At 41.7% G+C, this 19796-nt stretch carries 28 protein-coding genes and 1 pseudogene; all 29 read right to left on the bottom strand.

The genetic code is table 11. The annotated features are described in order from the left end of the window. Window positions 1-70 precede the first annotated feature (70 nt). Entirely contained in the window at window positions 71-607 is a 537-nt protein-coding gene (gene rplF / locus GPW69_RS00515) for a 50S ribosomal protein L6 (RefSeq protein WP_004195502.1), read from the bottom strand. Window positions 608-923: 316 nt separating this feature from the next. Further along, window positions 924-1322, bottom strand: coding sequence for a 30S ribosomal protein S8 (gene rpsH, locus GPW69_RS00510; RefSeq protein WP_002936647.1), 399 nt, complete (start codon window positions 1320-1322; stop codon window positions 924-926). Window positions 1323-1513: 191 nt separating this feature from the next. Beyond that, entirely contained in the window at window positions 1514-1699 is a 186-nt protein-coding gene (locus GPW69_RS00505) for a type Z 30S ribosomal protein S14 (RefSeq protein ID WP_002936651.1), read from the bottom strand. A 14-nt stretch (window positions 1700-1713) separates the two neighbouring features. After that, window positions 1714-2256, bottom strand: coding sequence for a 50S ribosomal protein L5 (gene rplE / locus GPW69_RS00500; protein ID WP_002936653.1), 543 nt, complete (start codon window positions 2254-2256; stop codon window positions 1714-1716). Window positions 2257-2279: 23 nt separating this feature from the next. Beyond that, window positions 2280-2585: a 50S ribosomal protein L24 gene (gene rplX / locus GPW69_RS00495; protein ID WP_014637292.1), complete on the bottom strand. Its 306-nt coding sequence runs from the start codon at window positions 2583-2585 to the stop codon at window positions 2280-2282. Window positions 2586-2669: 84 nt separating this feature from the next. After that, window positions 2670-3038 (bottom strand): 50S ribosomal protein L14, encoded by a 369-nt coding sequence (gene rplN, locus GPW69_RS00490; protein WP_002936658.1) that lies wholly within the window; start codon window positions 3036-3038, stop codon window positions 2670-2672. Between the two features lie 24 nt (window positions 3039-3062). Next, window positions 3063-3323, bottom strand: coding sequence for a 30S ribosomal protein S17 (gene rpsQ, locus GPW69_RS00485; RefSeq protein WP_000440801.1), 261 nt, complete (start codon window positions 3321-3323; stop codon window positions 3063-3065). Between the two features lie 23 nt (window positions 3324-3346). After that, window positions 3347-3553, bottom strand: a complete 207-nt coding sequence (gene rpmC, locus GPW69_RS00480; protein ID WP_002936659.1) for a 50S ribosomal protein L29 — start codon at window positions 3551-3553, stop codon at window positions 3347-3349. A 9-nt stretch (window positions 3554-3562) separates the two neighbouring features. Next, the gene (gene rplP / locus GPW69_RS00475) at window positions 3563-3976 is read right to left on the bottom strand and encodes a 50S ribosomal protein L16 (protein ID WP_002936660.1); all 414 of its coding nucleotides are present in this window, start codon (window positions 3974-3976) and stop codon (window positions 3563-3565) included. A 3-nt stretch (window positions 3977-3979) separates the two neighbouring features. Beyond that, window positions 3980-4633, bottom strand: coding sequence for a 30S ribosomal protein S3 (gene rpsC / locus GPW69_RS00470; protein WP_002936661.1), 654 nt, complete (start codon window positions 4631-4633; stop codon window positions 3980-3982). Window positions 4634-4645: 12 nt separating this feature from the next. Then, the gene (gene rplV, locus GPW69_RS00465) at window positions 4646-4990 is read right to left on the bottom strand and encodes a 50S ribosomal protein L22 (protein WP_002936662.1); all 345 of its coding nucleotides are present in this window, start codon (window positions 4988-4990) and stop codon (window positions 4646-4648) included. A gap of 17 nt (window positions 4991-5007) precedes the next feature. Beyond that, complete coding sequence (rpsS, locus tag GPW69_RS00460; protein ID WP_000533766.1) at window positions 5008-5289, bottom strand: 30S ribosomal protein S19; 282 nt, start codon at window positions 5287-5289, stop codon at window positions 5008-5010. 104 nt (window positions 5290-5393) lie between these two features. Continuing rightward, window positions 5394-6227, bottom strand: a complete 834-nt coding sequence (gene rplB / locus GPW69_RS00455; protein WP_002936663.1) for a 50S ribosomal protein L2 — start codon at window positions 6225-6227, stop codon at window positions 5394-5396. A 17-nt stretch (window positions 6228-6244) separates the two neighbouring features. After that, window positions 6245-6544: a 50S ribosomal protein L23 gene (locus tag GPW69_RS00450; protein WP_004195491.1), complete on the bottom strand. Its 300-nt coding sequence runs from the start codon at window positions 6542-6544 to the stop codon at window positions 6245-6247. Beyond that, complete coding sequence (gene rplD / locus GPW69_RS00445; protein WP_004195490.1) at window positions 6544-7167, bottom strand: 50S ribosomal protein L4; 624 nt, start codon at window positions 7165-7167, stop codon at window positions 6544-6546. Before rplD ends, GPW69_RS00450 begins: the two co-directional genes overlap by 1 nt. Before the next feature lie 24 nt (window positions 7168-7191). Then, window positions 7192-7818, bottom strand: coding sequence for a 50S ribosomal protein L3 (rplC, locus tag GPW69_RS00440; RefSeq protein ID WP_011921686.1), 627 nt, complete (start codon window positions 7816-7818; stop codon window positions 7192-7194). A gap of 71 nt (window positions 7819-7889) precedes the next feature. Continuing rightward, window positions 7890-8198 (bottom strand): 30S ribosomal protein S10, encoded by a 309-nt coding sequence (gene rpsJ, locus GPW69_RS00435; protein ID WP_002939332.1) that lies wholly within the window; start codon window positions 8196-8198, stop codon window positions 7890-7892. 220 nt (window positions 8199-8418) lie between these two features. Then, window positions 8419-8565 (bottom strand): annotated as a pseudogene (locus GPW69_RS10765) (nucleotidyltransferase family protein); the annotation flags it as partial. A gap of 134 nt (window positions 8566-8699) precedes the next feature. Then, window positions 8700-9020 carry a DUF1292 domain-containing protein gene (locus GPW69_RS00430; RefSeq protein WP_002939343.1) on the bottom strand — a complete coding sequence of 107 codons (321 nt, stop codon included), beginning with the start codon at window positions 9018-9020 and terminating at the stop codon, window positions 8700-8702. An 11-nt stretch (window positions 9021-9031) separates the two neighbouring features. Beyond that, on the bottom strand, window positions 9032-9451 hold the full coding sequence (gene ruvX / locus GPW69_RS00425) for a Holliday junction resolvase RuvX (protein ID WP_002939356.1): 420 nt from the start codon (window positions 9449-9451) through the stop codon (window positions 9032-9034). Next, window positions 9451-9717, bottom strand: coding sequence for an IreB family regulatory phosphoprotein (locus tag GPW69_RS00420; RefSeq protein ID WP_002939360.1), 267 nt, complete (start codon window positions 9715-9717; stop codon window positions 9451-9453). Before GPW69_RS00420 ends, ruvX begins: the two co-directional genes overlap by 1 nt. A gap of 99 nt (window positions 9718-9816) precedes the next feature. Next, complete coding sequence (gene spx, locus GPW69_RS00415; protein ID WP_002939362.1) at window positions 9817-10215, bottom strand: transcriptional regulator Spx; 399 nt, start codon at window positions 10213-10215, stop codon at window positions 9817-9819. A gap of 235 nt (window positions 10216-10450) precedes the next feature. Beyond that, window positions 10451-11602: a recombinase RecA gene (gene recA / locus GPW69_RS00410; RefSeq protein WP_024388019.1), complete on the bottom strand. Its 1152-nt coding sequence runs from the start codon at window positions 11600-11602 to the stop codon at window positions 10451-10453. Between the two features lie 51 nt (window positions 11603-11653). Further along, entirely contained in the window at window positions 11654-12835 is a 1182-nt protein-coding gene (locus GPW69_RS00405; protein WP_074391043.1) for a competence/damage-inducible protein A, read from the bottom strand. Between the two features lie 36 nt (window positions 12836-12871). Beyond that, window positions 12872-13441 carry a DNA-3-methyladenine glycosylase I gene (locus GPW69_RS00400; RefSeq protein WP_044692561.1) on the bottom strand — a complete coding sequence of 190 codons (570 nt, stop codon included), beginning with the start codon at window positions 13439-13441 and terminating at the stop codon, window positions 12872-12874. Between the two features lie 607 nt (window positions 13442-14048). After that, window positions 14049-14639 carry a Holliday junction branch migration protein RuvA gene (ruvA, locus tag GPW69_RS00390; protein WP_074391042.1) on the bottom strand — a complete coding sequence of 197 codons (591 nt, stop codon included), beginning with the start codon at window positions 14637-14639 and terminating at the stop codon, window positions 14049-14051. A gap of 38 nt (window positions 14640-14677) precedes the next feature. Next, on the bottom strand, window positions 14678-16615 hold the full coding sequence (mutL, locus tag GPW69_RS00385; RefSeq protein ID WP_074391041.1) for a DNA mismatch repair endonuclease MutL: 1938 nt from the start codon (window positions 16613-16615) through the stop codon (window positions 14678-14680). Between the two features lie 117 nt (window positions 16616-16732). Beyond that, window positions 16733-18256: a quinol oxidase gene (locus tag GPW69_RS00380; protein WP_074391040.1), complete on the bottom strand. Its 1524-nt coding sequence runs from the start codon at window positions 18254-18256 to the stop codon at window positions 16733-16735. A gap of 190 nt (window positions 18257-18446) precedes the next feature. Continuing rightward, window positions 18447-19667, bottom strand: coding sequence for a bifunctional folylpolyglutamate synthase/dihydrofolate synthase (locus GPW69_RS00370; RefSeq protein WP_074391039.1), 1221 nt, complete (start codon window positions 19665-19667; stop codon window positions 18447-18449). Window positions 19668-19796: the final 129 nt, after the last annotated feature.

Genomic DNA, 19796 nt, shown 5'->3' with positions numbered 1-19796 from the left:
TATGATTCTGTTTCTTACGAAACAATTTGAGAAATAGTCAGCCAGGTGGCTAAGCCACCTCAGCAAGCTATTATTTACCTGTTTTACCTTCTTTACGGCGAACGAATTCACCAACGTAGCGGATACCTTTACCTTTGTATGGCTCAGGAGCGCGAAGGCTACGGATGTAAGCTGCTGTTTGACCAACAACTTCTTTGTTGATACCAGACACGACGATTTGTGTTGGTGTTGGAACTTCAAATGTGATACCTTCTGGTGCAACCACTTCATCTGGATGTGATTTACCAACAGCAAGTGTCAATTTGTTACCAGCCAATTGAGCACGGTAACCGACACCACGCATTTCAAGTTCTTTTTTGAAGCCTTCAGAAACACCAACAACCATGTTGTTGAGGTTAGCACGGCTAGTACCGTGAATAGTCTTCATTTCTTTTGAATCGTTTGGACGGTGAAGAGTTACTTCTGCACCTTCCACACGGATTTCAATAGCAGTTGGGAATTCACGAGTCAATTCCCCTTTAGGTCCTTTTACAGTTACCACGCCGTTGTTTTGAGCAAGCTCAACACCAGCAGGCAATGTAATTACTTTATTACCAATACGTGACATATTTTTTAATTCTCCTGTTAAATTATCAAGCCGTCTAGCGACTAGTTTTCACGGGGGCTCATGATACAGAGGGCGTTAAGAAGTCAAAGTAAAAATAGGAATCTTGACGCAGAAGCCTAAGCTTCGAGGAAGGATTGTCTTTTTTACACAGACTTTAGCCCGTGTTCGAATGAGCAGGTTTCATGATCGCATTTGAGAAGCAATCATGCTTTTAGGTTTCAATTTCTAAATGTGGCAAGGTAGAGCGACGCAGGCTATACTCGAGTATGCCAAGACGCTCTAACACAGGCACATGACGAAATTGGAAGCTAAAAGATTACCAAACGTATGCGATAACCTCACCACCAACGTTCTTTTGACGAGCTTGTTTGTCAGTCAAAAGACCTTCTGATGTTGAGATGATTGCGATACCAAGTCCGTTAAGAACTTTTGGAATATCTTCACGTTTTGAGTAAACACGAAGACCTGGTTTTGAAACGCGTTTCAAGTTAGTGATAACTTTTTCACCGTTTGGTCCGTATTTCAAGAATACACGGATGATGCCTTGTTTGTCATCTTCGATGAATTCAACGTTTTTCACAAAACCTTCGTTTTTAAGGATTGTAGCAATGCCTTTTTTGATGTTTGATGCAGGAACTTCAAGCACTTCGTGTTTTGCTTGGTTAGCGTTACGAATACGTGTCAAAAAATCTGCAATTGGGTCAGTCATAACCATTTGTTGTTTCTCCTCTTACTAGCAGTTTGATTAGATCACTTGCTAGTTAATGATGTCCTTGCGGACAAGTAGTAAGTGTATATATAGAATAAGTTGCTAGTCCTAAGCAAGTCTAGGAAGCACTTCGCAGGCAATACCGAGGTATGGCCAGAAGTGCTGACGACGAATTGCAACGGAATAGCAAATTATTCTTACCAAGAAGCTTTTGTTACACCCGGAATTTGTCCAAGGTAAGCCAAGTCGCGGAAGCATACACGGCACAATTTGAATTTGCGGTAAACTGAGTGTGGACGTCCACATTTTTCACAGCGTGTGTAAGCTTGTGTAGAGAACTTAGCTGGGCGTTTGTTCTTAGCGATCATTGATTTTTTAGCCATTTATTCTCTCCCTCTTATTTTGCAAACGGCATACCAAGGCCAGTAAGCAATGCACGTGATTCTTCGTCAGTGTTAGCAGTTGTAACGATAACGATATCCATACCGCGAGTCTTATCAACATCGTCGAAGTTGATTTCTGGGAAGATCAATTGCTCTTTCACACCAAGTGTGTAGTTACCACGTCCGTCAAATGACTTAGTTGGTACACCGTGGAAGTCACGTACACGTGGAAGTGAAACTGTAACCAATTTGTCCAAGAACTCATACATACGTTCGCCACGAAGAGTTACTTTCGCACCGATCGCAACACCCTCACGAAGACGGAAGCCGGCGATTGATTTCTTAGCTTTAGTGATAAGTGGTTTTTGACCTGAGATCAAAGCCAATTCTTGAGCAGCTTTCTCAAGGTTTTTAGCGTTAGAAACAGCGTCACCAACACCCATGTTCAAAACGATCTTATCAACTTTTGGCACAGCCATAACTGAAGAATAGTTAAATTGTTCAGTCAAAGCAGGAACTACTTCATTAAGATATTTTTCTTTTAAACGATTTGCCATTATACTTCTCCTTTCCTTCGTGATTAATCAAGCACTTCGCCTGATTTTTTGTTGTAGCGAACTTTTTTGCCGTCTACAAACTTGTAACCAACGCGTCCTGCAACACCATTTTTGTCAAGAACTTGAACGTTTGACACATGGATTGGAGCTTCTTTTTCAACGATAGCGCCTTGAGGGTTTTCGCTGTTTGGTTTCTGGTGTTTCTTAACGATGTTAACACCTTCAACAATAACTTTGTTTACTTTTGGAAGTGCTGTTACAACAAGAGCTTCAACGCCTTTGTCTTTACCAGCGATTACGCGAACCTTATCGCCTTTTTTTACAAACATTTGATTTCTCCTATGATTTCTTACGCCCTAATGGGCACCCTGGTTAGTGATTTAACCAGGGGACTTAGTTTGTTAGATTTTAAATTAAAGTACTTCTGGTGCCAATGAAACAATTTTCATGAAACCGCCATCACGCAATTCGCGTGCCACTGGGCCAAAGATACGAGTTCCGCGAGGGTTTTTGTCTTCACGGATAATAACTGCAGCATTCTCATCGAATTTGATGTATGAACCATCAGCACGACGAGCACCTGTCTTAGTACGAACGATAACGGCTTTAACAACGTCACCTTTTTTAACCGCACCACCAGGAGTAGCTTGTTTTACTGAAGCAACGATGATGTCGCCGATATTCGCGAATTTACGTCCTGAACCACCAAGAACTTTGATTGTCAAGATTTCACGTGCGCCACTGTTGTCAGCAACTTTCAAACGAGTTTCTGTTTGAATCATGTCAATTTTCTCCTTTCAGGTTGATTAAATGATAACTGCCTCTTCCACAACTTCTACAAGACGGAAACGTTTTGTAGCTGAAAGTGGGCGAGTTTCCATGATACGAACGATATCGCCTTCTTTAGCAACATTGTTTTCATCATGAGCTTTGTACTTTTTAGAGTAGTTAATACGTTTACCATAGACTGGGTGGTTACGTTTAGTTTCAACTACAACTGTGATTGTTTTGTCCATTTTGTCAGATACTACGCGTCCAACAAGAACTTTACGATTATTGCGTTCCATTGAAATTCTCCTTTCCCAATCTATTATTTAGTTTCAGATTGCACAGTTTTGATACGTGCAATTTGTTTCTTCACTTCGTTCAAACGAGCAGTTTGCTCAAGTTGACCAGCAGCAGCTTGGAAACGAAGTTCGAAGAGTTCTTTCTTCAATTCGTTTTCTTTCTTAGCAAGTTCTTCTTGAGAAAGGCCACGAAGTTCTTTTACAAAATCTTTAATTTCTTGAAGTTTCATGTCTTCTCCTTATTCTGCTTCACGTTTTACGAATTTAACTTTAACTGGCAATTTGTGACCAGCAAGGCGGAATGCTTCGCGAGCGATTTCTTCAGAAACGCCAGCTACTTCAAACATAACCTTACCGCGTTTAACTGGAGCTACCCAACCTTCAGGAGCACCTTTACCAGAACCCATACGTACACCGATAGCTTTAGCAGTGTATGATTTGTGTGGGAAGATCTTGATCCAAACTTTACCACCACGTTTCATGTAACGCGTCATAGCGATACGGGCAGCTTCGATTTGGCGGTTTGTAATCCATGAGCTAGTAGTTGCTTGAAGACCGTATTGACCAAAGTCTACTTGTTTTCCACCTTTAGCTTCACCGCGCATTTTTCCACGGAATTCACGACGGTGTTTTACACGTTTAGGTACTAACATTTGTTATTTACCTCCTTTAGTGTTTTTACGAGCTGGAAGAACTTCACCACGGTAGATCCATACTTTAACACCAAGTTTACCGTAAGTTGTCAAAGCTTCTTCCCAAGCGTAGTCGATATCCGCACGAAGTGTATGAAGAGGAACAGTTCCTTCTGAGTAGCCTTCTGCACGGGCAATATCAGCACCGTTCAAACGGCCAGAAACTTGTGTTTTGATACCTTTTGCACCAGCGCGCATTGCACGTTGGATAGCTTGTTTTTGAGCACGGCGGAATGCCACACGTTGCTCCAATTGACGAGCGATTGACTCACCAACAAGGTGTGCATCCAAATCAGGTTGTTTGATTTCGATGATGTTGATGTGTACTTGCTTACCAGTCAATTTGTTCAATTGAGCACGAAGTGCATCAACGTTGCTACCAGCTTTACCGATAACCATACCTGGCTTAGCAGTGTGGATAGAAACGATTACTTTATTTACAGCACGTTCGATTTCGATTGTTGATGTTGACGCATCAGCCAATTCTTTTTTGATAAAGTTGCGGATTGCAAGATCTTCATGAAGGTAATCCGCGTATTCTTTTTCAGCATACCATTTAGCATCCCAATCACGGATGATGCCAACACGCATACCAATTGGATGTACTTTTTGACCCACGTTTTTACCTCCTTATTTCTCTGCCACAACTACAGTGATGTGAGCTGTGCGTTTGTTGATTGGTGAAGCAGAACCTTTCGCACGTGGACGGAAACGTTTCAACGTTGGTCCTTCGTTTGCGAATGCTTCGCTGACTACCAAGTTAGCTTTTTCCAAACCAAAGTTATTTTCAGCGTTAGCGATTGCTGAGTTCAAAACTCCCTCGATAATGCCTGCAGCTTTGTTTGGTGTGAATTTCAAGATTGCGATTGCGTCTGCTACGCTTTTGCCACGGATGTTATCCAAGACAAGACGTGATTTACGAGGTGAAACACGTACTGTGCGAGCAGTTGCTTTAGCTGAAGTAATTTCTGCCATTGTGTTTTCCTCCTAAATTATTTACGACGAGTTTTCTTGTCGTCAGCAGCATGACCTTTGTAAGTACGAGTTGGTGCAAATTCACCAAGTTTGTGACCTACCATGTCTTCTTGAATGTATACAGGTACGTGTTTACGTCCATCGTAAACTGCGATTGTATAACCGATGAAACTTGGGAAGATCGTTGAACGACGTGACCAAGTTTTAATTACTTTTTTCTTTTCGTCGTTTGCTTGAGCTTCAACTTTTTTCATCAAATGCTCATCGACGAAAGGTCCTTTTTTAAGACTACGTCCCATTTTAGTGTTTTCTCCTTTAAAATATGTACCACAGCGGCTTGTCCGCAAAATAGCGGACTACCGAGTTGGCGGATGATATAGAATGCTAAGCAACTAAGAATAGATTATTTTTGGTTGCGACGACGAACGATAAGTTTGTCAGATTTAGCTTTCTTGTTACGAGTTTTCAAACCAAGAGCTGGTTTACCCCATGGTGTAGATGGTGCTTTACGACCAACTGGTGCTTTACCTTCACCACCACCGTGTGGGTGATCGTTAGGGTTCATTACAGAACCGCGAACTGTTGGACGAATACCTTTCCAACGGCTACGACCTGCTTTACCAAGGTTAACAAGGCCATGTTGTTCGTTACCTACAGTACCAACAGTAGCACGGCAAGTACCAAGGATCATACGAACTTCACCTGATTGAAGGCGAACAAGAACGTATTTACCTTCTTGACCAAGAACCTGTGCAGATGCACCAGCAGCACGAACCAATTCACCACCGCGACCTGGTTTCAACTCGATGTTGTGAACAACAGTACCGACTGGGATGTTTGCAAGTGGAAGTGCGTTACCAACTTTGATATCTGCTTCTGGACCTGAAACGATGCGTTGACCAACTTCAAGACCTTTAGGAGCAATGATGTAAGCTTTAACACCGTCTGTGTAGTGTACAAGAGCGATGTTTGCTGAACGGTTTGGATCGTACTCGATAGTTTTAACGATTGCTTCAACGCCATCTTTGTTACGTTTGAAGTCTACCAAACGGTAGAAACGTTTGTGACCGCCACCTTGGTGACGAACAGTGATGCGACCGTTGTTGTTACGACCAGCTTTGCTCTTCAAAGCAACAAGCAAGCTTTTTTCTGGAGTGCTTGTTGTGATTTCAGCGAAGTCCAAAGAAGTCATGTTACGACGGCCATTTGTCGTTGGTTTATAAACTTTAATACCCACGTTAATTCCTCCTTTGATTATTCAGCGTCAGCTGTAGCGAACAATTCGATCGCTTTTGAATCAGCAGCCAATGTGATGATTGCTTTTTTCACTTTGTTTGTGCGACCTACATAACGACCTACGCGTTTTGTTTTAGGTTTCACGTTGATTGTGTTAACATTTGCAACTTTAACACCCTCAAATGCAGCTTCAACAGCTTGCTTGATCAAGAGTTTGTGTGCACGAGTGTCAACTTCAAATACATACTTGCCTGCTTCGAGTTGGCCCATTGAGCTTTCTGTGATGACAGGTTTTTTGATAACATCATACAAATTCATTATGCAAGAACCTCCTCAATTTTAGAGATAGCTGCTTGAGTTACAAGAAGTTTGTCTGCATTTGCGATGTCAAGTACGCTTGCAGTTGTTGCAGTTGCAACTTTAACTCCTGGGATGTTACGAGCAGAAAGAGCTGCGAATTCGTTGCCTTCTTCAAGAATAACAAGGACTTTAGAATCAATGCTCAATGCTGCAAGCACTTTTGCAAATTCAGCAGTTTTTGGAGCTGTGAATTCAAGTGAGTTAACAGCTACAAATTTGTTTTCAGCAACTTTTTCTGAGTAAACAGATTTAAGTGCCAAGCGACGAACTTTTTGTGGAAGTTTGTACGCGTATGAACGTGGAGTTGGTCCGAAGACTACGCCACCGCCACGCCATTGTGGTGAACGGATAGAACCTTGACGAGCACGTCCAGTTCCTTTTTGACGCCATGGTTTGCGTCCGCCACCTGAGACTGCTGAACGGTTTTTAACTGCGTGAGTACCTTGACGAAGGCTAGCACGTTGGCTGATGATCACATCAAATACAACTGCTTGGTTTGGCTCGATACCAAAGATCGCATCGTTAAGAACTACTTCACCAGCTTGTTTACCAGTTTGGTCAAATAATGTTACGTTTGCCATTTCGACTGATTTCCCCTTTCCTTATTATTTACCAGCTTTAACTGCTGACTTGATAGTGATAAGAGATTTCTTAGCACCTGGTACGTTACCTTTGATAAGGATAACGTTCTTTTCTGGAACAACTTGTACAACTTCAAGGTTTTGAATTGTTACACGGTTGCCGCCCATGCGACCTGCAAGGTTTTTACCTTTGAATACACGGTTAGGTGCAACAGGACCCATAGAACCTGGACGACGGTGGTAACGAGAACCGTGAGCCATAGGACCACGTGATTGACCATGGCGTTTGATAACACCTTGGAAACCTTTACCTTTAGATGTACCAGTTACATCAACAACATCACCAGCTGCGAAAGTTTCAACTGTAATTTCTTGTCCAACTTCCAAGCCTTCAATGTTTTTGAATTCACGAATGAAGCGCTTAGGAGCTGTGTTAGCTTTAGCTACATGGCCTTTGGCAGGTTTGTTGCTCAATACTTCACGTTTGTCATCAAAACCAACTTGAACTGCTGCATAACCATCAGTTTCAACTGTTTTCACTTGAAGAACAACGTTTGGAGTTGCTTCGATGACAGTAACAGGGATAAATTCACCAGATTCAGTGAAGATTTGAGTCATTCCCACTTTTTTCCCTAAGATTCCTTTTGTCATGAGAAAAATATTCCTTTTCTTATTTTATAGTCAAAAAGTTTTTAACGAGCGTTTTTTATGCTCAAAATCAATTAAAGTTTGATTTCTACGTTTACACCACTTGGAAGATCCAATTTCATCAAAGCGTCAACTGTTTTTTGAGTTGGGTTGATGATGTCGATCAAACGTTTGTGTGTACGCATTTCGAACTGCTCACGAGAGTCTTTATACTTGTGAGTCGCACGGATGATTGTGTAGAGGCTACGTTCTGTTGGAAGTGGAACTGGACCTGCTACTTGAGCACCTGTACGTGTTGCAGTTTCAACGATTTTTGCAGCTGCTGTATCAAGTGTACGGTGTTCGTACGCTTTCAAGCGGATGCGGATTTTTTTGTTTGCCATCTTTTTCTCCTTTTCGTCTATTTAACATAATAGGCTAGCTCCACAAGAAAACCAACACGAGTCGCGTGGCAATGCAACCGAGCGTGTCGCAACCTCTTGCATCAAAGCTACAGCCGTAATTTTTACGGCACTAGAACATTCTATCAGATTCTACTTGCTATTGCAAGAGTTTTTACTCAAAAATTCAAAAAATCCCAAAACTTTTATTTCAGGATTCTTCATTACTTCTATCCATTATGTCTAATATGACCAAAATATTTTTATCAGCCAGTAGACGCCTCTCTAATTCCTCACTCAGCCTCTTACTTCTTTCTGTAAAACTATCTTTCATCTGACCTCCCTTTTGATTTTCTGGCTCATGATTCATTCCTCCCCCAGACTGTTTCACTCCACCGAACCTCAATTCGCTCTTTGATTTTCAACTCACGATAAAAAGGTCCACTGGACCTTAATTCGCTTTCTTGTTTTCAGGCTCATGATAAAAAGGTCCACTGGACCTTTTTATTCCTCTTCCATAAAGCTATTGAAGACTTCTTCAATCATATCCCATTCTGCTGTTGCGTCTTCTGGGATAGGTTGCAAATCGCCTTCTGTGCCATTCTCATTCTCAATGTATGAGTAAGCTTGGATTTCAACTTCTCCGTTCTCATCTTCTTCTGCACTTGCAGGAATCAAGAGAACATAGTTCTTACCAAACTCTTCTTGACCGTCAATCGTCAATAAGATTTCAAAAAGTGTTTCGTTACCTTGGTCGTCTACCAAAGTAATCAATTCACGTTCGTCGTGATTGTGGTCGTGTTCATGGTCATGATGATGTGCCATTAGAATCTCCTTTAAAATGTTCTATCTAAATAATTTTGTAAAATCAGCTGAGCTGCTAATTTATCAATAACTTTCTTGCGTTTTCCTCGGCTGATATCCGCTTGCTCAATCAGCATCCGTTCTGCTGCAACAGTTGTTAAACGTTCATCCTGATAATCAACTGGAAGTTTATAACGCTCAGTCAATAAATCACCGTAAGCTTGACTAGCTTCCACACGTGGACCACTAGTATTATTCATATTCTTCGGCAAGCCTACAACAAATTTATCAACCTTGTACTGTTCTACAAGTTCGGTCAAACGCTCCAGACCGAATTCGCCCTTTTCTTCATCGATTGGGATGATTTCCAACCCTTGGGCCGTGAAGCCTAACGGATCTGAAATGGCTACACCAACTGTCTTGGAACCGACGTCTAATCCCATTATTCTCATTAGAGGTCAATCCCATTCCCTTTCAAATAGTAGCGCACCAATTCTTCAATGATTTCATCTCGTTCATGCTTACGAATCTGATTGCGGGCATCATTATAGCGAGGAATATAAGCAGGGTCCCCACTTAATACATAGCCAATGATTTGGTTAATCGGATTATAGCCCTTTTCCTCTAGCGAACGATAAACACTAGTCAATGTTTTGCTGATTTCTTGTTTATCTGTATCATCTAGGCGAAAACGAACGGTTTCTTCGGTAAATCCCATACTTACACCTTCTTTCCCTATTTTTTACATTATATCACAAATTTTAATTATTCTCAAAAAATGCGCAAAAAGAACCCCAAAAGAGTCCTTTTGTACATCTTATAGAGCTGCTCTCATACGAGCTTGAGCATTTTCAACATTGCGCACTGCACGTGGCAAGAAAGCGCGTATATCATCTTCTTTATAGCCCACTTGAAGTCGTTTCTCGTCAATCAAGATTGGACTCTTCAAAATACGTGGGTTAGAGGTAATTAAATCAATGACCTCATTCACACTCAACTCTTCAATATCAAAGTCTAGACTCTTTGCATAACGGTTTTTTGACGATACGATACTTGCAATACCATTCTCTGTTTTTGTTAAGATGTTTAGGATTTCTTCCTTAGTAATGGCTTCCTTCGCAAGATTATGCTCATTATAAGATAATTGGTGAGCATTTAACCAATTTTTCGCTTTCTTACAAGAAGTACAACTAGATACAGTATAAATTTTAATCATGTAGTCACTCCTTTGCTACATTTTATTAAGCACATTATAGACTATTATATCATAAATTCCCTCGGTCTGCAGACCTATTTTTTAAAAAAACATTAAATTTTGGGGTAAAAATTCGGTTTTTATTAGAAAAAAGCCTGGAATCTCCAGACTTTTTCGTGCTTATACTAAACAACTTCGTACACACATATAAAATATAGGTGGCAATAGTTCAATATTAAATCTATTTTGTTAGGAATTAATCTTCTAATTCAATACCGCCATCAAGATCTAGGATAACATCTTGGATCTCTTCCGCAGCAACAGGAGCTTCTTCGGTCGCAACCTCTTCAACTCCATCTGCTTCAATCAAGCCATAATGAATACGAATCTTGCGGTCAATTTCATCAAAGATTGCTGGATTATCTGCTAAGAATTTCTTAGCATTTTCAGAACCTTGGCCAATTTTCTCTCCATTATATGAATACCAAGCACCTGCTTTTTGGATGATACCGAGGTTGCTACCAATCTCAATCAATTCACCTGTGCGAGAAATTCCTTCACCGTACATGATTTCAACAACAGCTTCTTTAAATGGTGGAGCCACCTTGTTCTTCACAATCTTCACCTTGGTTTCCTTACCAACGTTTTGATCTTTCTTGTCGCCTGTTCCTTTGATTTGCGTGTTTCCACGAACATCCATACGGACAGATGCATAGAATTTAAGCGCACGTCCACCTGGCGTTGTTTCAGGGTTACCAAACATGACACCAACTTTTTCACGCAATTGGTTAATGAAAATAGCTACTGTTTTTGTTTTGTTGATGGATGCACCGAGTTTACGCATGGCCTGACTCATCATACGAGCCTGCAAACCAACGTGGCTATCACCAATATCACCGTCAATTTCTGCACGTGGTACAAGGGCTGCAACCGAGTCAACAACAACCAAATCAACAGCACCAGAGTCAATCAACTTACCAGCGATTTCAAGACCCTGCTCTCCTGAGTCTGGCTGTGACAAGAGCAACTCATCAATATTGACACCAAGAGCTGCTGCATAGGCTGGATCCAAGGCATGCTCCGCATCGATAAAGGCAGCAATACCGCCATCTTTCTGGGCTTGAGCTACTGCGTGTAGAGCAACAGTTGTCTTACCTGAGCTCTCTGGACCGTAAATCTCAATGATGCGGCCCTTCGGATAGCCACCCGCTCCAAGCGCAATGTCGATTGACAAGCTACCTGAACTCATAACTTGAACTTTTTGCTCAGCACGCTCACCAAGACGCATGACAGCACCCTTACCAAAATCTTTTTCAATTGATTTTAGGGCATCATCCAGCGCTTTTTTACGCTCATCGCCAAATTTCTTTGTAATATCTTCTAATTTTTTTCCTGGTTTCTTAGCCAATGATTTTCTCCTCTTTTCTTAGTCAAACTATTATAGCAAATATCTGCTATTTCACAAAGTGTTTCGTACAAAATCCCAGGCCTGCAAACAAGCAAGCTGGCGAAGGTATTGCCACGAATAACCACCTAAATCTATCTCTTTTTTGGAAATACCCGAGGTCGTAGCCAAGGTGAGATATACTTTTGCAAGTACGTTGTCCTCTGTTGATTCCGGTTTGATAAGCACAGACACAGCCAAACCTAAATCAGCTTGCAGCTCCTGCCGAATGCAGTCAGCTTCCTCTGATAGCCTGCCCGATTCTGTCCCTAGCTGACCGATGACTTTCCCCCCGCTAAAATACGGCTGATCAGCCAAAGCCAAACTCAATTCAGCTTGCAAGAGACCACCTGTCCCCTGTTCGACGATGGCTATAGTTTGTTTTTTCTCTATCAAACAAGACGCTACCATTTTGACCAAACTATTATCCTCTCCGTAGGCATAGAAATAGTCTGCCAGTTTGTCATGTTGTAAGATTTCTTCTTCCAACTGATTCAAACGTAGATTTGCTTCTTCTTGGCTGGTCGCTTTGGTGGACAAGCGTAAAGTCACCTCTCCAACCTTAGCATAGGGTGCAAGAGTTGGGTCTGTCTGCTTGTCAATCAAGTCCGCCAAAACAGTCACCAGCTGGCTTTCACCAATGCCAAAAAAGCGTAGGACACGCGAATAAAGTTGCTGCTGAGATTGGGACAGTAAAGGCAAGAGACTCTCAGAAAACATGGCCTTGAGCTCGCTTGGTGGGCCAGGCAAAACAATATAGGTTACACCATCTTGCTCAATCATACCACCAGCAGCTAAACCAGCTGGATTCTGTAGCGCCTGACTTCCCTCCACAATCTGTGCCTGACGTTCATTATTTGGTGTACGGACACGACCTGGGCGACTGGCAAAGAAGCGGTCTAATTTTGCCATAGCCTTTTCATCAAAGACCAATTTTCTACCTAAGAAGGTCGCCAGGGTCTGCTTGGTCAAATCATCTTCAGTTGGACCAAGTCCTCCACAGAGAATGACCAAGTCGCTCCGCTGACGGGCTACTTCCAGTACAGACAGAAGCCTGTTTTCATTATCTCCAACAGCTGTGTGGAAATAAACATCAATTCCCAGCTCTGCGCATTTTTCCGAAAGGAACTGAGCATTGGTATTAACGATTTGGCCTGTCAAAATCTCCGTCCCAACGGCGATTAGTTCTGCTTTCATATTCCTCCTCTGTCTAGGGTGCGATTGCTCGCTCATCTAATTAGTTCGTAATTTCTTTCCAATCTCACAAGTTTCTTCATGTTCATTCAACAGACCTGCTGCCTGCAAATAAGAATAAATACAGACAGGACCTACAAATTTGAAACCTCGCTTTTTCAAATCTTTTGAAATTCGCTCAGACAAGTCGTTCTTGGTCGGCAATTCTCGGAAGGACTTGACAGGGTTGTCGACAGATGTAAAGTTAACCCATTCCCAAAGATAGGTATCAAACGTGCCGAATTCCTCCTGTACTCGAAGAAAGGCCTGGGCATTGGCGCGGGTAGCATACAACTTAGCCTTGTGACGAATGATGTTTGGATTGCTCAGAAGACCGTCTAACTCGCTATCGGTCAGAGCCGCAACCTTTTGAATATCATAGTTGAAAAAAGCAGAGCGAAAAGCCTGGCGTTTATTGAGAACAATTTCCCAGGAAAGTCCTGCTTGGTAGGATTCCAAGCAAAGCAACTCAAACAAAGACTGCTCATCGTGAAGTGGCTTGCCCCATTCTTCATCATGGTAAGCAATATAGAGTGGATTATTTAGATTAACCCAAGCACAACGGGACATAGAAACTCCTTTTCGTGAATAACTAAAGTGCGAATCAGGATAAACTGACTGAAACACGACTACGATACTTTGTAAAATTGTCAAACTGAATCCTAAATATCACCGAATAACGCAGTTGACATCTGGCAAGAGGCGTCGTTAAAACTCGCCTCTTACCTAGCTGTCATTACGGAGGTCTCACACTGTTCGACCGTCTATTTTCTCTTTGTCCTTTACGTCCTTTGTATCTGGACACGACATGAGCCGCAAAAATCGATATTATTTTTGTGGCGAATTAGTAAGGTACCTAGGCAAGTCGCAAATAGCGATTGCCGTAGTGGGAGCAGGAAAGAATTCAACAGATAAAAAAGAATTCGTCTTCCTGCCCCCGCACAGTTGATTAGGTCAGATTTGAAGTGTGAAACACGAACAAATCTGCCAATCAACCACTGCGCTGATATGTTGACTCAAACTTTGAGTAACAAAACAAAACTTTTTAACCATCATACTGGTACGGTAATTGAACACGGACTAAGGACTGTGAGAAAAAGATAAACCTGCCTAGAGCCTAAAGGCTCTGCGTTAGGTTTCCTACTTTCTCTTTGTCCTTTACGTCCTTTGTATCTTATCACTTCATCAACATTTTAAGTGCTGACTTGATGTAGTTTTCGGCGGTGTCATTGGTGCCGTCGAAGAATTTCTTGATTTTCTTGAGTTCAGCTGGTCGGTAGCCAAGAGCTTCCATGGCTTCCATAGCTTCTTCGAGGGCGATATTTTCACTGGATGGTGCTACTTGTTGGACAGGACCAGCTTCTTCGCTGATAACAAACTTGCCTTCCAGGTCCAAAATCATCTGCTGGGCTGTTTTCTTGCCAATCTTTGGAAACTTGGTCAGGTAGGTAATGTTTTTCTGCTCAATGGCACGAACAAGCCCATCATTATCATCGACAGCAATAATAGCCAGAGCTGTTGTTGGACCAATACCTGATACTGAAATCAGACTCAGAAAGACGGATTTTTCATTCTCAGTCGCAAATCCGTAAAGCAGATGAGCATCTTCACGAATCACCTGATGAGTATAGACAGTCACTTCTTGCTGGACTTGTCCTGAATAGGCGTAAGGGTTAGCAACCTGCAAGATATAGCCTACTCCATGCGTTTCTACCACAATGTATTTTGCAGTTATTTTCGTTAAAATTCCTTTAATATAGTAGTACATATACTTCCTTTACTAATGTGTCAACTTTTTCAACTATGTTAATACTTGCCCAATTCTCGCAAACTTGTGTGATTTTCTTGAATGCGACGGAACATTTTTTCCATGTCCGACTTGCTAAAATGCACTAAAACTGGACGACCGTGCGGGCAATTATAGGGATTTTGGCAGTAAGACAATTGTCTCAATAAATCACGCGCCGAATAATCATCCAAAGCATGGTTGGCCTTGATTGACCGTTTACAAGACATCATGATAGCCAGTTCTGCCCGATACTGCTTGATTGACACCTGATCCGTCAAGAGCAACATGTCACACATCTCATAGATGCCAGACTCAATCTCCTCTTCCTTCATCCAAATAGGATGTTCACGCAGAATAAATTGATTAGCTCCATATTCTTCTAAGTTGACACCAACTTGACGAAGAGCATCCATTTTGTGGACAAGGTTAAGGGCATCATTCTGCGGAAATTCAAAAATATACGGCACCAATAACTGTTGAGCTGAATTGTCAACCTGTCCAATTTTCTCACGATAGTATTCGTATTTGACCCGTTCTTGTGCGGCATGCTGGTCAATGATATAAAGTCCTGTCTTACCTTGTGCAAATAAATACGTCCCATGCATTTGACCAAAATATTCTAACTCTGGAAATGTCGATGTTTCCTCCTGGTCTAATTTATCTGCCAGTTTTGCCAATTCTTTTGCACTTAGATTAGGATGCTCCTGATCTTCTGATTCCACCGACTGACGTTCTGCAAATTGAACAGATGTAGGTTTATTTTCGACAGGCGACTCAACAATCTCTTGCCTATCCTCTTCGAGAGGTTTGACATCCTCAGCGACCACGTCTGGTTTTAAGAAGAAGTCTTGCTTAATCGTATCATAATAGATTTTTGGCTCTTTGAGTGGTAAGGTGCCTTGCTCTACTTTTACTTTTGGTCGAGTACTTGACTGAGCTAAATTCTCAAGAGCATCTGGTATCAAGTCCTGCTCTTTAAGCGCTTGACTAATCGCCTCTCGAATCAAGGTCATGAGTTCTTTTTCCTTGGAAATACGGACCTCTTGCTTGGTCGGATGGACATTGACATCAGCAAGATAGGGGTCAATTTCTATAGAAATGACTGCCAGCGGAAAGCGTCCAACCATCAACTTACTGCCATAACCTTCCAAAATCGCTCGATTAAGCAAAAAATTCTTGATATAGCGACCATTGATGAAAATGGAAATGTAGTTGCGGTTGGCACGAGTCAACTCTGGCAAGGAAACATAACCTGAAATCTGAAAATCCAAGTCTTCGGCCTCAATTTCAACCATTTTTTTGGCAGAAGCAATCCCATAAATCCCTGAAATTGCCTGACGAAGTTTCCCTGTCCCTGCAGTTCTAATTAATTCTCGTCCTTCGTTTACTAAGGCAAAAGCTATTTCCGGATGAGCTAGACTCAATCGATTTACAACATCAACAATATGTGATAATTCAGCCTGTTGACTGCGAACGTATTTGAGACGAGCAGGGGTATTGTAAAATAAATCCGAAACAGTAATCTGCGTACCAACTGGACGACTAACTGGCTCCTCTTTCTCGATGACACCGCCTTTGGCCTCCAAATGAAGCCCATGTGCAGAGTCTGCCGTAGCTGTCTCAATAACCATCTGACTGACAGAAGCAATGGAAGGCAGAGCTTCTCCACGAAAACCGAGGGTGCGAATACGAAACAAATCCGATTGATTTTTTATCTTACTGGTGGCGTGACGGCGGAGGGCAAGCGCTACTTCATCAGGGGCAATCCCCTCACCGTTATCCGTGATTTGAATCATTTTAAGGCCAGCCTCTTCAACACTAATTTCAATCTGACTAGCCCCTGCGTCAATGGAATTTTCCACCAACTCCTTAACCACACTGGCTGGTCGCTCAATGACCTCACCAGCCGCAATCTGGTTGGCTAGTATTTCTGGTAGTTCAATAATATGTGACATCATTTCTCCTACATTTCTTTAATAATTTTTCCCGAATGCTTATTTTTCCATTATACCACATATCCACTTTCCCTCCTTTTCCCAGATAGGCTAAAGAAAAAATGACTGCCTGAGCAATCATTCATTCTTTTGATAAATCGTAAAGTAATCCGTTGTCTGAACAGACTGGTACTGTGATTCTAAATTTGTCTTGATTTCATCTAGAATTGGCAAATTCTTATTGACGACTACAAATTTTGCCTCATTTTTATTAATGTCATACATCAAGCTATTTTTATTGTCGTCAGTATTCAGATAGGGTTCTGCTGTAGTAATCGTTGCGGCAGATAAACGTTGACTTGAAAGATAGATGCTTGCGCTATTATCCCAAACATAAATCTTATCCGAATCTTTCGTTTGTTCACCAATGTAATTGGCAACTTGTTCACGGTCAGTTCTCAAATCTCCCTGTATCAAATAAAGATAAGCAGGTTGAGCGATAATACCCAAGCAAATAGCTAATGGAAGGAAGAATTGACGACGCAAATAGCCACGATGATCTTCTACATCCTCATCACGCAGATAAACGACTGACATCGCAAAACCATACGGTAAAAGAAGAATGAGTTGACTCCATTGAAAGTTTGCATTCCCAATAATAAAGACACATTGAACTAAGAAAGTCAATAATAGGAGAACTTTGATATAGGTATGTCTTCCTTGTTTGAAAGAAAACACCATTTGGATGAAACTTTTAAAGAATCCAGATAAGAGTAAAAATACAGACACAATCGCCAAGGCTAAATATAGATAGGAATGGTGAAAGTCTAACTGTAAGTTATAAAGGAAAGTTTGTTGAATAGCTGTCCCCAGAATCTGCGCCTCAAAAGCATAATAACCTACCGCATATAGAATCAAAAGAAAACCAAAAATGGTCGCTAATAATTGATAGATTCCTCGAGTAACTTGGCGGTGTTGGATATTAAAAATAAATAAAACTAGACCCGCAACTAACCAAAGAATCAGACTTTTTGGGTAAATTAAAAATACCAATGCCGCATCGATTCCGTAGAGGATAAATGCCTCATCACGCACTGCATTTTCAAAATAGCGGACCAGAAACCACACACTAGTCAAAAGAAACGGAAGAGCAAACATTTCTGCATACATCCCTCCAAAACCAAGTGCAAAAATAAACACATAGAACCAATGACTAGAACTTGTCGCTAGGTGTTCTGACTGACTAAAATAAGCTACAATCTTATAGAAATAGATTCCCGCTATCAGTAACGCTATAAACTGGAGGATTCCAAAGATAATGAAAGTCCCTCCCAGATGACCTAAGAAAGCAAGTAAGTAGAATAATAACCCGCTTGTACCAAAGAAATCACCATAAGGGATTTGTCCATTTGCCATTGCCATCCCTGCATATAAATTTTGAGTTTGTATATTGGTTGCAAATGGCATTAGCAGTGGATTGGCTACGCTAAAAACACTTAAAACTAAGCTCCAAACAAGAGCCGGCCAATACTTTGTCTTTAATACTCTTTCATGAAATTCACCATTCAGTTGCACTTGCTGTCTGCGTGATGCTCTACGACTACTCCGATAAGTTTCCTCAGGATGAGTAACTACATCCGAAACTACATCTAATTCTGTCATTTTCTTCTCCTTGGATTTGCTTTCTTTATTATATCAAAAAGCACTCCCGATGTCATTTCCTATCGGGAGTTCTAGAAATTTTTGCAAACTGTTCTAATTGGCGAAAGGTATGGCGTTTGAGCTTTTCAAATTCCTTTAGAAATGCTATTTTTTCTGCATGTGTCATACCTATTTATTCGCAAAAAGATAGTTATTTTTTAAAAAGCCGACGAACTTCTGAGATAAAGTAGAGAGAGCCTGTGACAATCAAAATCCCTTGCTTGCTAGATTTCCAGTCTTCTATAAACTGCTGATAGTTCTCAACATAATCTCGTCCTTGTCGGTTTTTCTCAGACAAGGCACCATCATAAGCAAAGCTGGTTAATACAAGGGCAGTATGTGGTAATTTTTCGTCCAATAATTCCAGCATTTCTTGAAAGTCCTTGCGCCGAAGAGCTGAAAAGAGAATGGTGACAGGCTCTTCTTGAACCTGAATAAATTCAACCAAACGTTCGATAGCTGGGACATTGTGGGCTCCATCCAAATAGATTTTTGGCTCTTGAGCAACCAATTCCAAACGACCAGGCCAGCTGGTTTGGGCAAGGGCTTGTTGAATCAACTGAGGTTGAATGTCTTTTTGGATATTGGTCATATAGAGTATAAAAGTTTGTAGAGCTACGGCCGCATTCTCTTCTTGATGATGGCCTGCCAGACCCAGAACTAATTCTGATAGGTCGATGTCCGTATTGCTGAACTGTCCTGCTTTATAGGTGAATTCCTGACCAAATTGGTAGACTGGTGCTTGTTTTTCAAGGGCAATTTGGCGACAGATGGCTGTGGTTTCTGGAGAAAGTGGTCCAAGGACGACAGGCATGTTTTCCTTGATAATCCCTGCTTTCTGCTCTGCTATTTCCCCTAAAGTCAAGCCTAGTAAATCCTGATGGTCCATACCGATGGAGGTGATCACGCTTAGGGCTGGTGACACGACATTGGTCGTATCCAAAAGCCCTCCGATGCCCACCTCTACTAGTGCCACATCGGGCTGCTGGTCCTGGAAATAGAGGAACATAATGAGCACCATAACCTCAAAATAGCGGAAAGGCTCATAGCGAGCGGCGATTTCCTGCTCCAAGTCGTAGACTTTCTGTAAATAGTGCTGAAAATCATGGTCAGAAATGGGCTGGCTGTCGATACAAATCCTGTCGTGTACGCTCACCATGTGGGGTGACACGAAACTGCCGACACGCAAGCCATGTGCCTGAAATAGCTGGCGCATAAAGGCAATGGTCGATCCCTTGCCATTGGTCCCAGCGACATGAATGACTGGCACTGCAAACTGGGGATTTCCTAGCAGTTCTAGGGCATACTCAATCTTCTCCATCTTATAATGAAACACCTGACCTTGCTTGGTGTTTAACCAATTTTCTAACATGGCCACCTCCTACATACTGTCTAGTATAACAAAAAAGCCTAACGGATGTTGGCTTTTTACTAATATTATTCTTCAACCCAAGTCCCCCAATTACCACCAAGACGACCAAAAAAATTCAAAAAGTTAAAC

This window comes from Streptococcus suis (assembly GCF_902702775.1).
Classification (GTDB): Bacteria; Bacillota; Bacilli; order Lactobacillales; family Streptococcaceae; genus Streptococcus; species Streptococcus hashimotonensis.
This window is presented reverse-complemented; position numbering and strand designations above follow the sequence as displayed.

Excerpts from the sequence above, each read along its gene's own strand:
- rplF (WP_004195502.1), bottom strand. The coding sequence starts at position 607 with ATGTCACGTATTGGTAATAAAGTAATTACATTGCCTGCTGGTGTTGAG.
- spx (WP_002939362.1), bottom strand. The coding sequence starts at position 10,215 with ATGATTAAAATTTATACTGTATCTAGTTGTACTTCTTGTAAGAAAGCG.
- GPW69_RS00405 (WP_074391043.1), bottom strand. The coding sequence starts at position 12,835 with ATGAAAGCAGAACTAATCGCCGTTGGGACGGAGATTTTGACAGGCCAA.
- rplC (WP_011921686.1), bottom strand. The coding sequence starts at position 7,818 with ATGACAAAAGGAATCTTAGGGAAAAAAGTGGGAATGACTCAAATCTTC.
- rpsJ (WP_002939332.1), bottom strand. The coding sequence starts at position 8,198 with ATGGCAAACAAAAAAATCCGCATCCGCTTGAAAGCGTACGAACACCGT.
- ruvA (WP_074391042.1), bottom strand. The coding sequence starts at position 14,639 with ATGTACTACTATATTAAAGGAATTTTAACGAAAATAACTGCAAAATAC.
- GPW69_RS00450 (WP_004195491.1), bottom strand. The coding sequence starts at position 6,544 with ATGAATTTGTATGATGTTATCAAAAAACCTGTCATCACAGAAAGCTCA.
- GPW69_RS00420 (WP_002939360.1), bottom strand. The coding sequence starts at position 9,717 with ATGGGATTTACCGAAGAAACCGTTCGTTTTCGCCTAGATGATACAGAT.
- GPW69_RS00370 (WP_074391039.1), bottom strand. The coding sequence starts at position 19,667 with ATGTTAGAAAATTGGTTAAACACCAAGCAAGGTCAGGTGTTTCATTAT.
- ruvX (WP_002939356.1), bottom strand. The coding sequence starts at position 9,451 with ATGAGAATAATGGGATTAGACGTCGGTTCCAAGACAGTTGGTGTAGCC.
- GPW69_RS00380 (WP_074391040.1), bottom strand. The coding sequence starts at position 18,256 with ATGACAGAATTAGATGTAGTTTCGGATGTAGTTACTCATCCTGAGGAA.
- rpmC (WP_002936659.1), bottom strand. The coding sequence starts at position 3,553 with ATGAAACTTCAAGAAATTAAAGATTTTGTAAAAGAACTTCGTGGCCTT.
- GPW69_RS00400 (WP_044692561.1), bottom strand. The coding sequence starts at position 13,441 with ATGTCCCGTTGTGCTTGGGTTAATCTAAATAATCCACTCTATATTGCT.
- rpsS (WP_000533766.1), bottom strand. The coding sequence starts at position 5,289 with ATGGGACGTAGTCTTAAAAAAGGACCTTTCGTCGATGAGCATTTGATG.
- rplP (WP_002936660.1), bottom strand. The coding sequence starts at position 3,976 with ATGTTAGTACCTAAACGTGTAAAACACCGTCGTGAATTCCGTGGAAAA.
- rplX (WP_014637292.1), bottom strand. The coding sequence starts at position 2,585 with ATGTTTGTAAAAAAAGGCGATAAGGTTCGCGTAATCGCTGGTAAAGAC.
- rplD (WP_004195490.1), bottom strand. The coding sequence starts at position 7,167 with ATGGCAAACGTAACATTATTTGACCAAACTGGTAAACAAGCTGGTGAA.
- rplE (WP_002936653.1), bottom strand. The coding sequence starts at position 2,256 with ATGGCAAATCGTTTAAAAGAAAAATATCTTAATGAAGTAGTTCCTGCT.
- mutL (WP_074391041.1), bottom strand. The coding sequence starts at position 16,615 with ATGTCACATATTATTGAACTACCAGAAATACTAGCCAACCAGATTGCG.
- GPW69_RS00505 (WP_002936651.1), bottom strand. The coding sequence starts at position 1,699 with ATGGCTAAAAAATCAATGATCGCTAAGAACAAACGCCCAGCTAAGTTC.
- rplN (WP_002936658.1), bottom strand. The coding sequence starts at position 3,038 with ATGATTCAAACAGAAACTCGTTTGAAAGTTGCTGACAACAGTGGCGCA.
- rplV (WP_002936662.1), bottom strand. The coding sequence starts at position 4,990 with ATGGCAGAAATTACTTCAGCTAAAGCAACTGCTCGCACAGTACGTGTT.
- rpsH (WP_002936647.1), bottom strand. The coding sequence starts at position 1,322 with ATGGTTATGACTGACCCAATTGCAGATTTTTTGACACGTATTCGTAAC.
- GPW69_RS00430 (WP_002939343.1), bottom strand. The coding sequence starts at position 9,020 with ATGGCACATCATCATGACCATGAACACGACCACAATCACGACGAACGT.
- rpsQ (WP_000440801.1), bottom strand. The coding sequence starts at position 3,323 with ATGGAACGCAATAATCGTAAAGTTCTTGTTGGACGCGTAGTATCTGAC.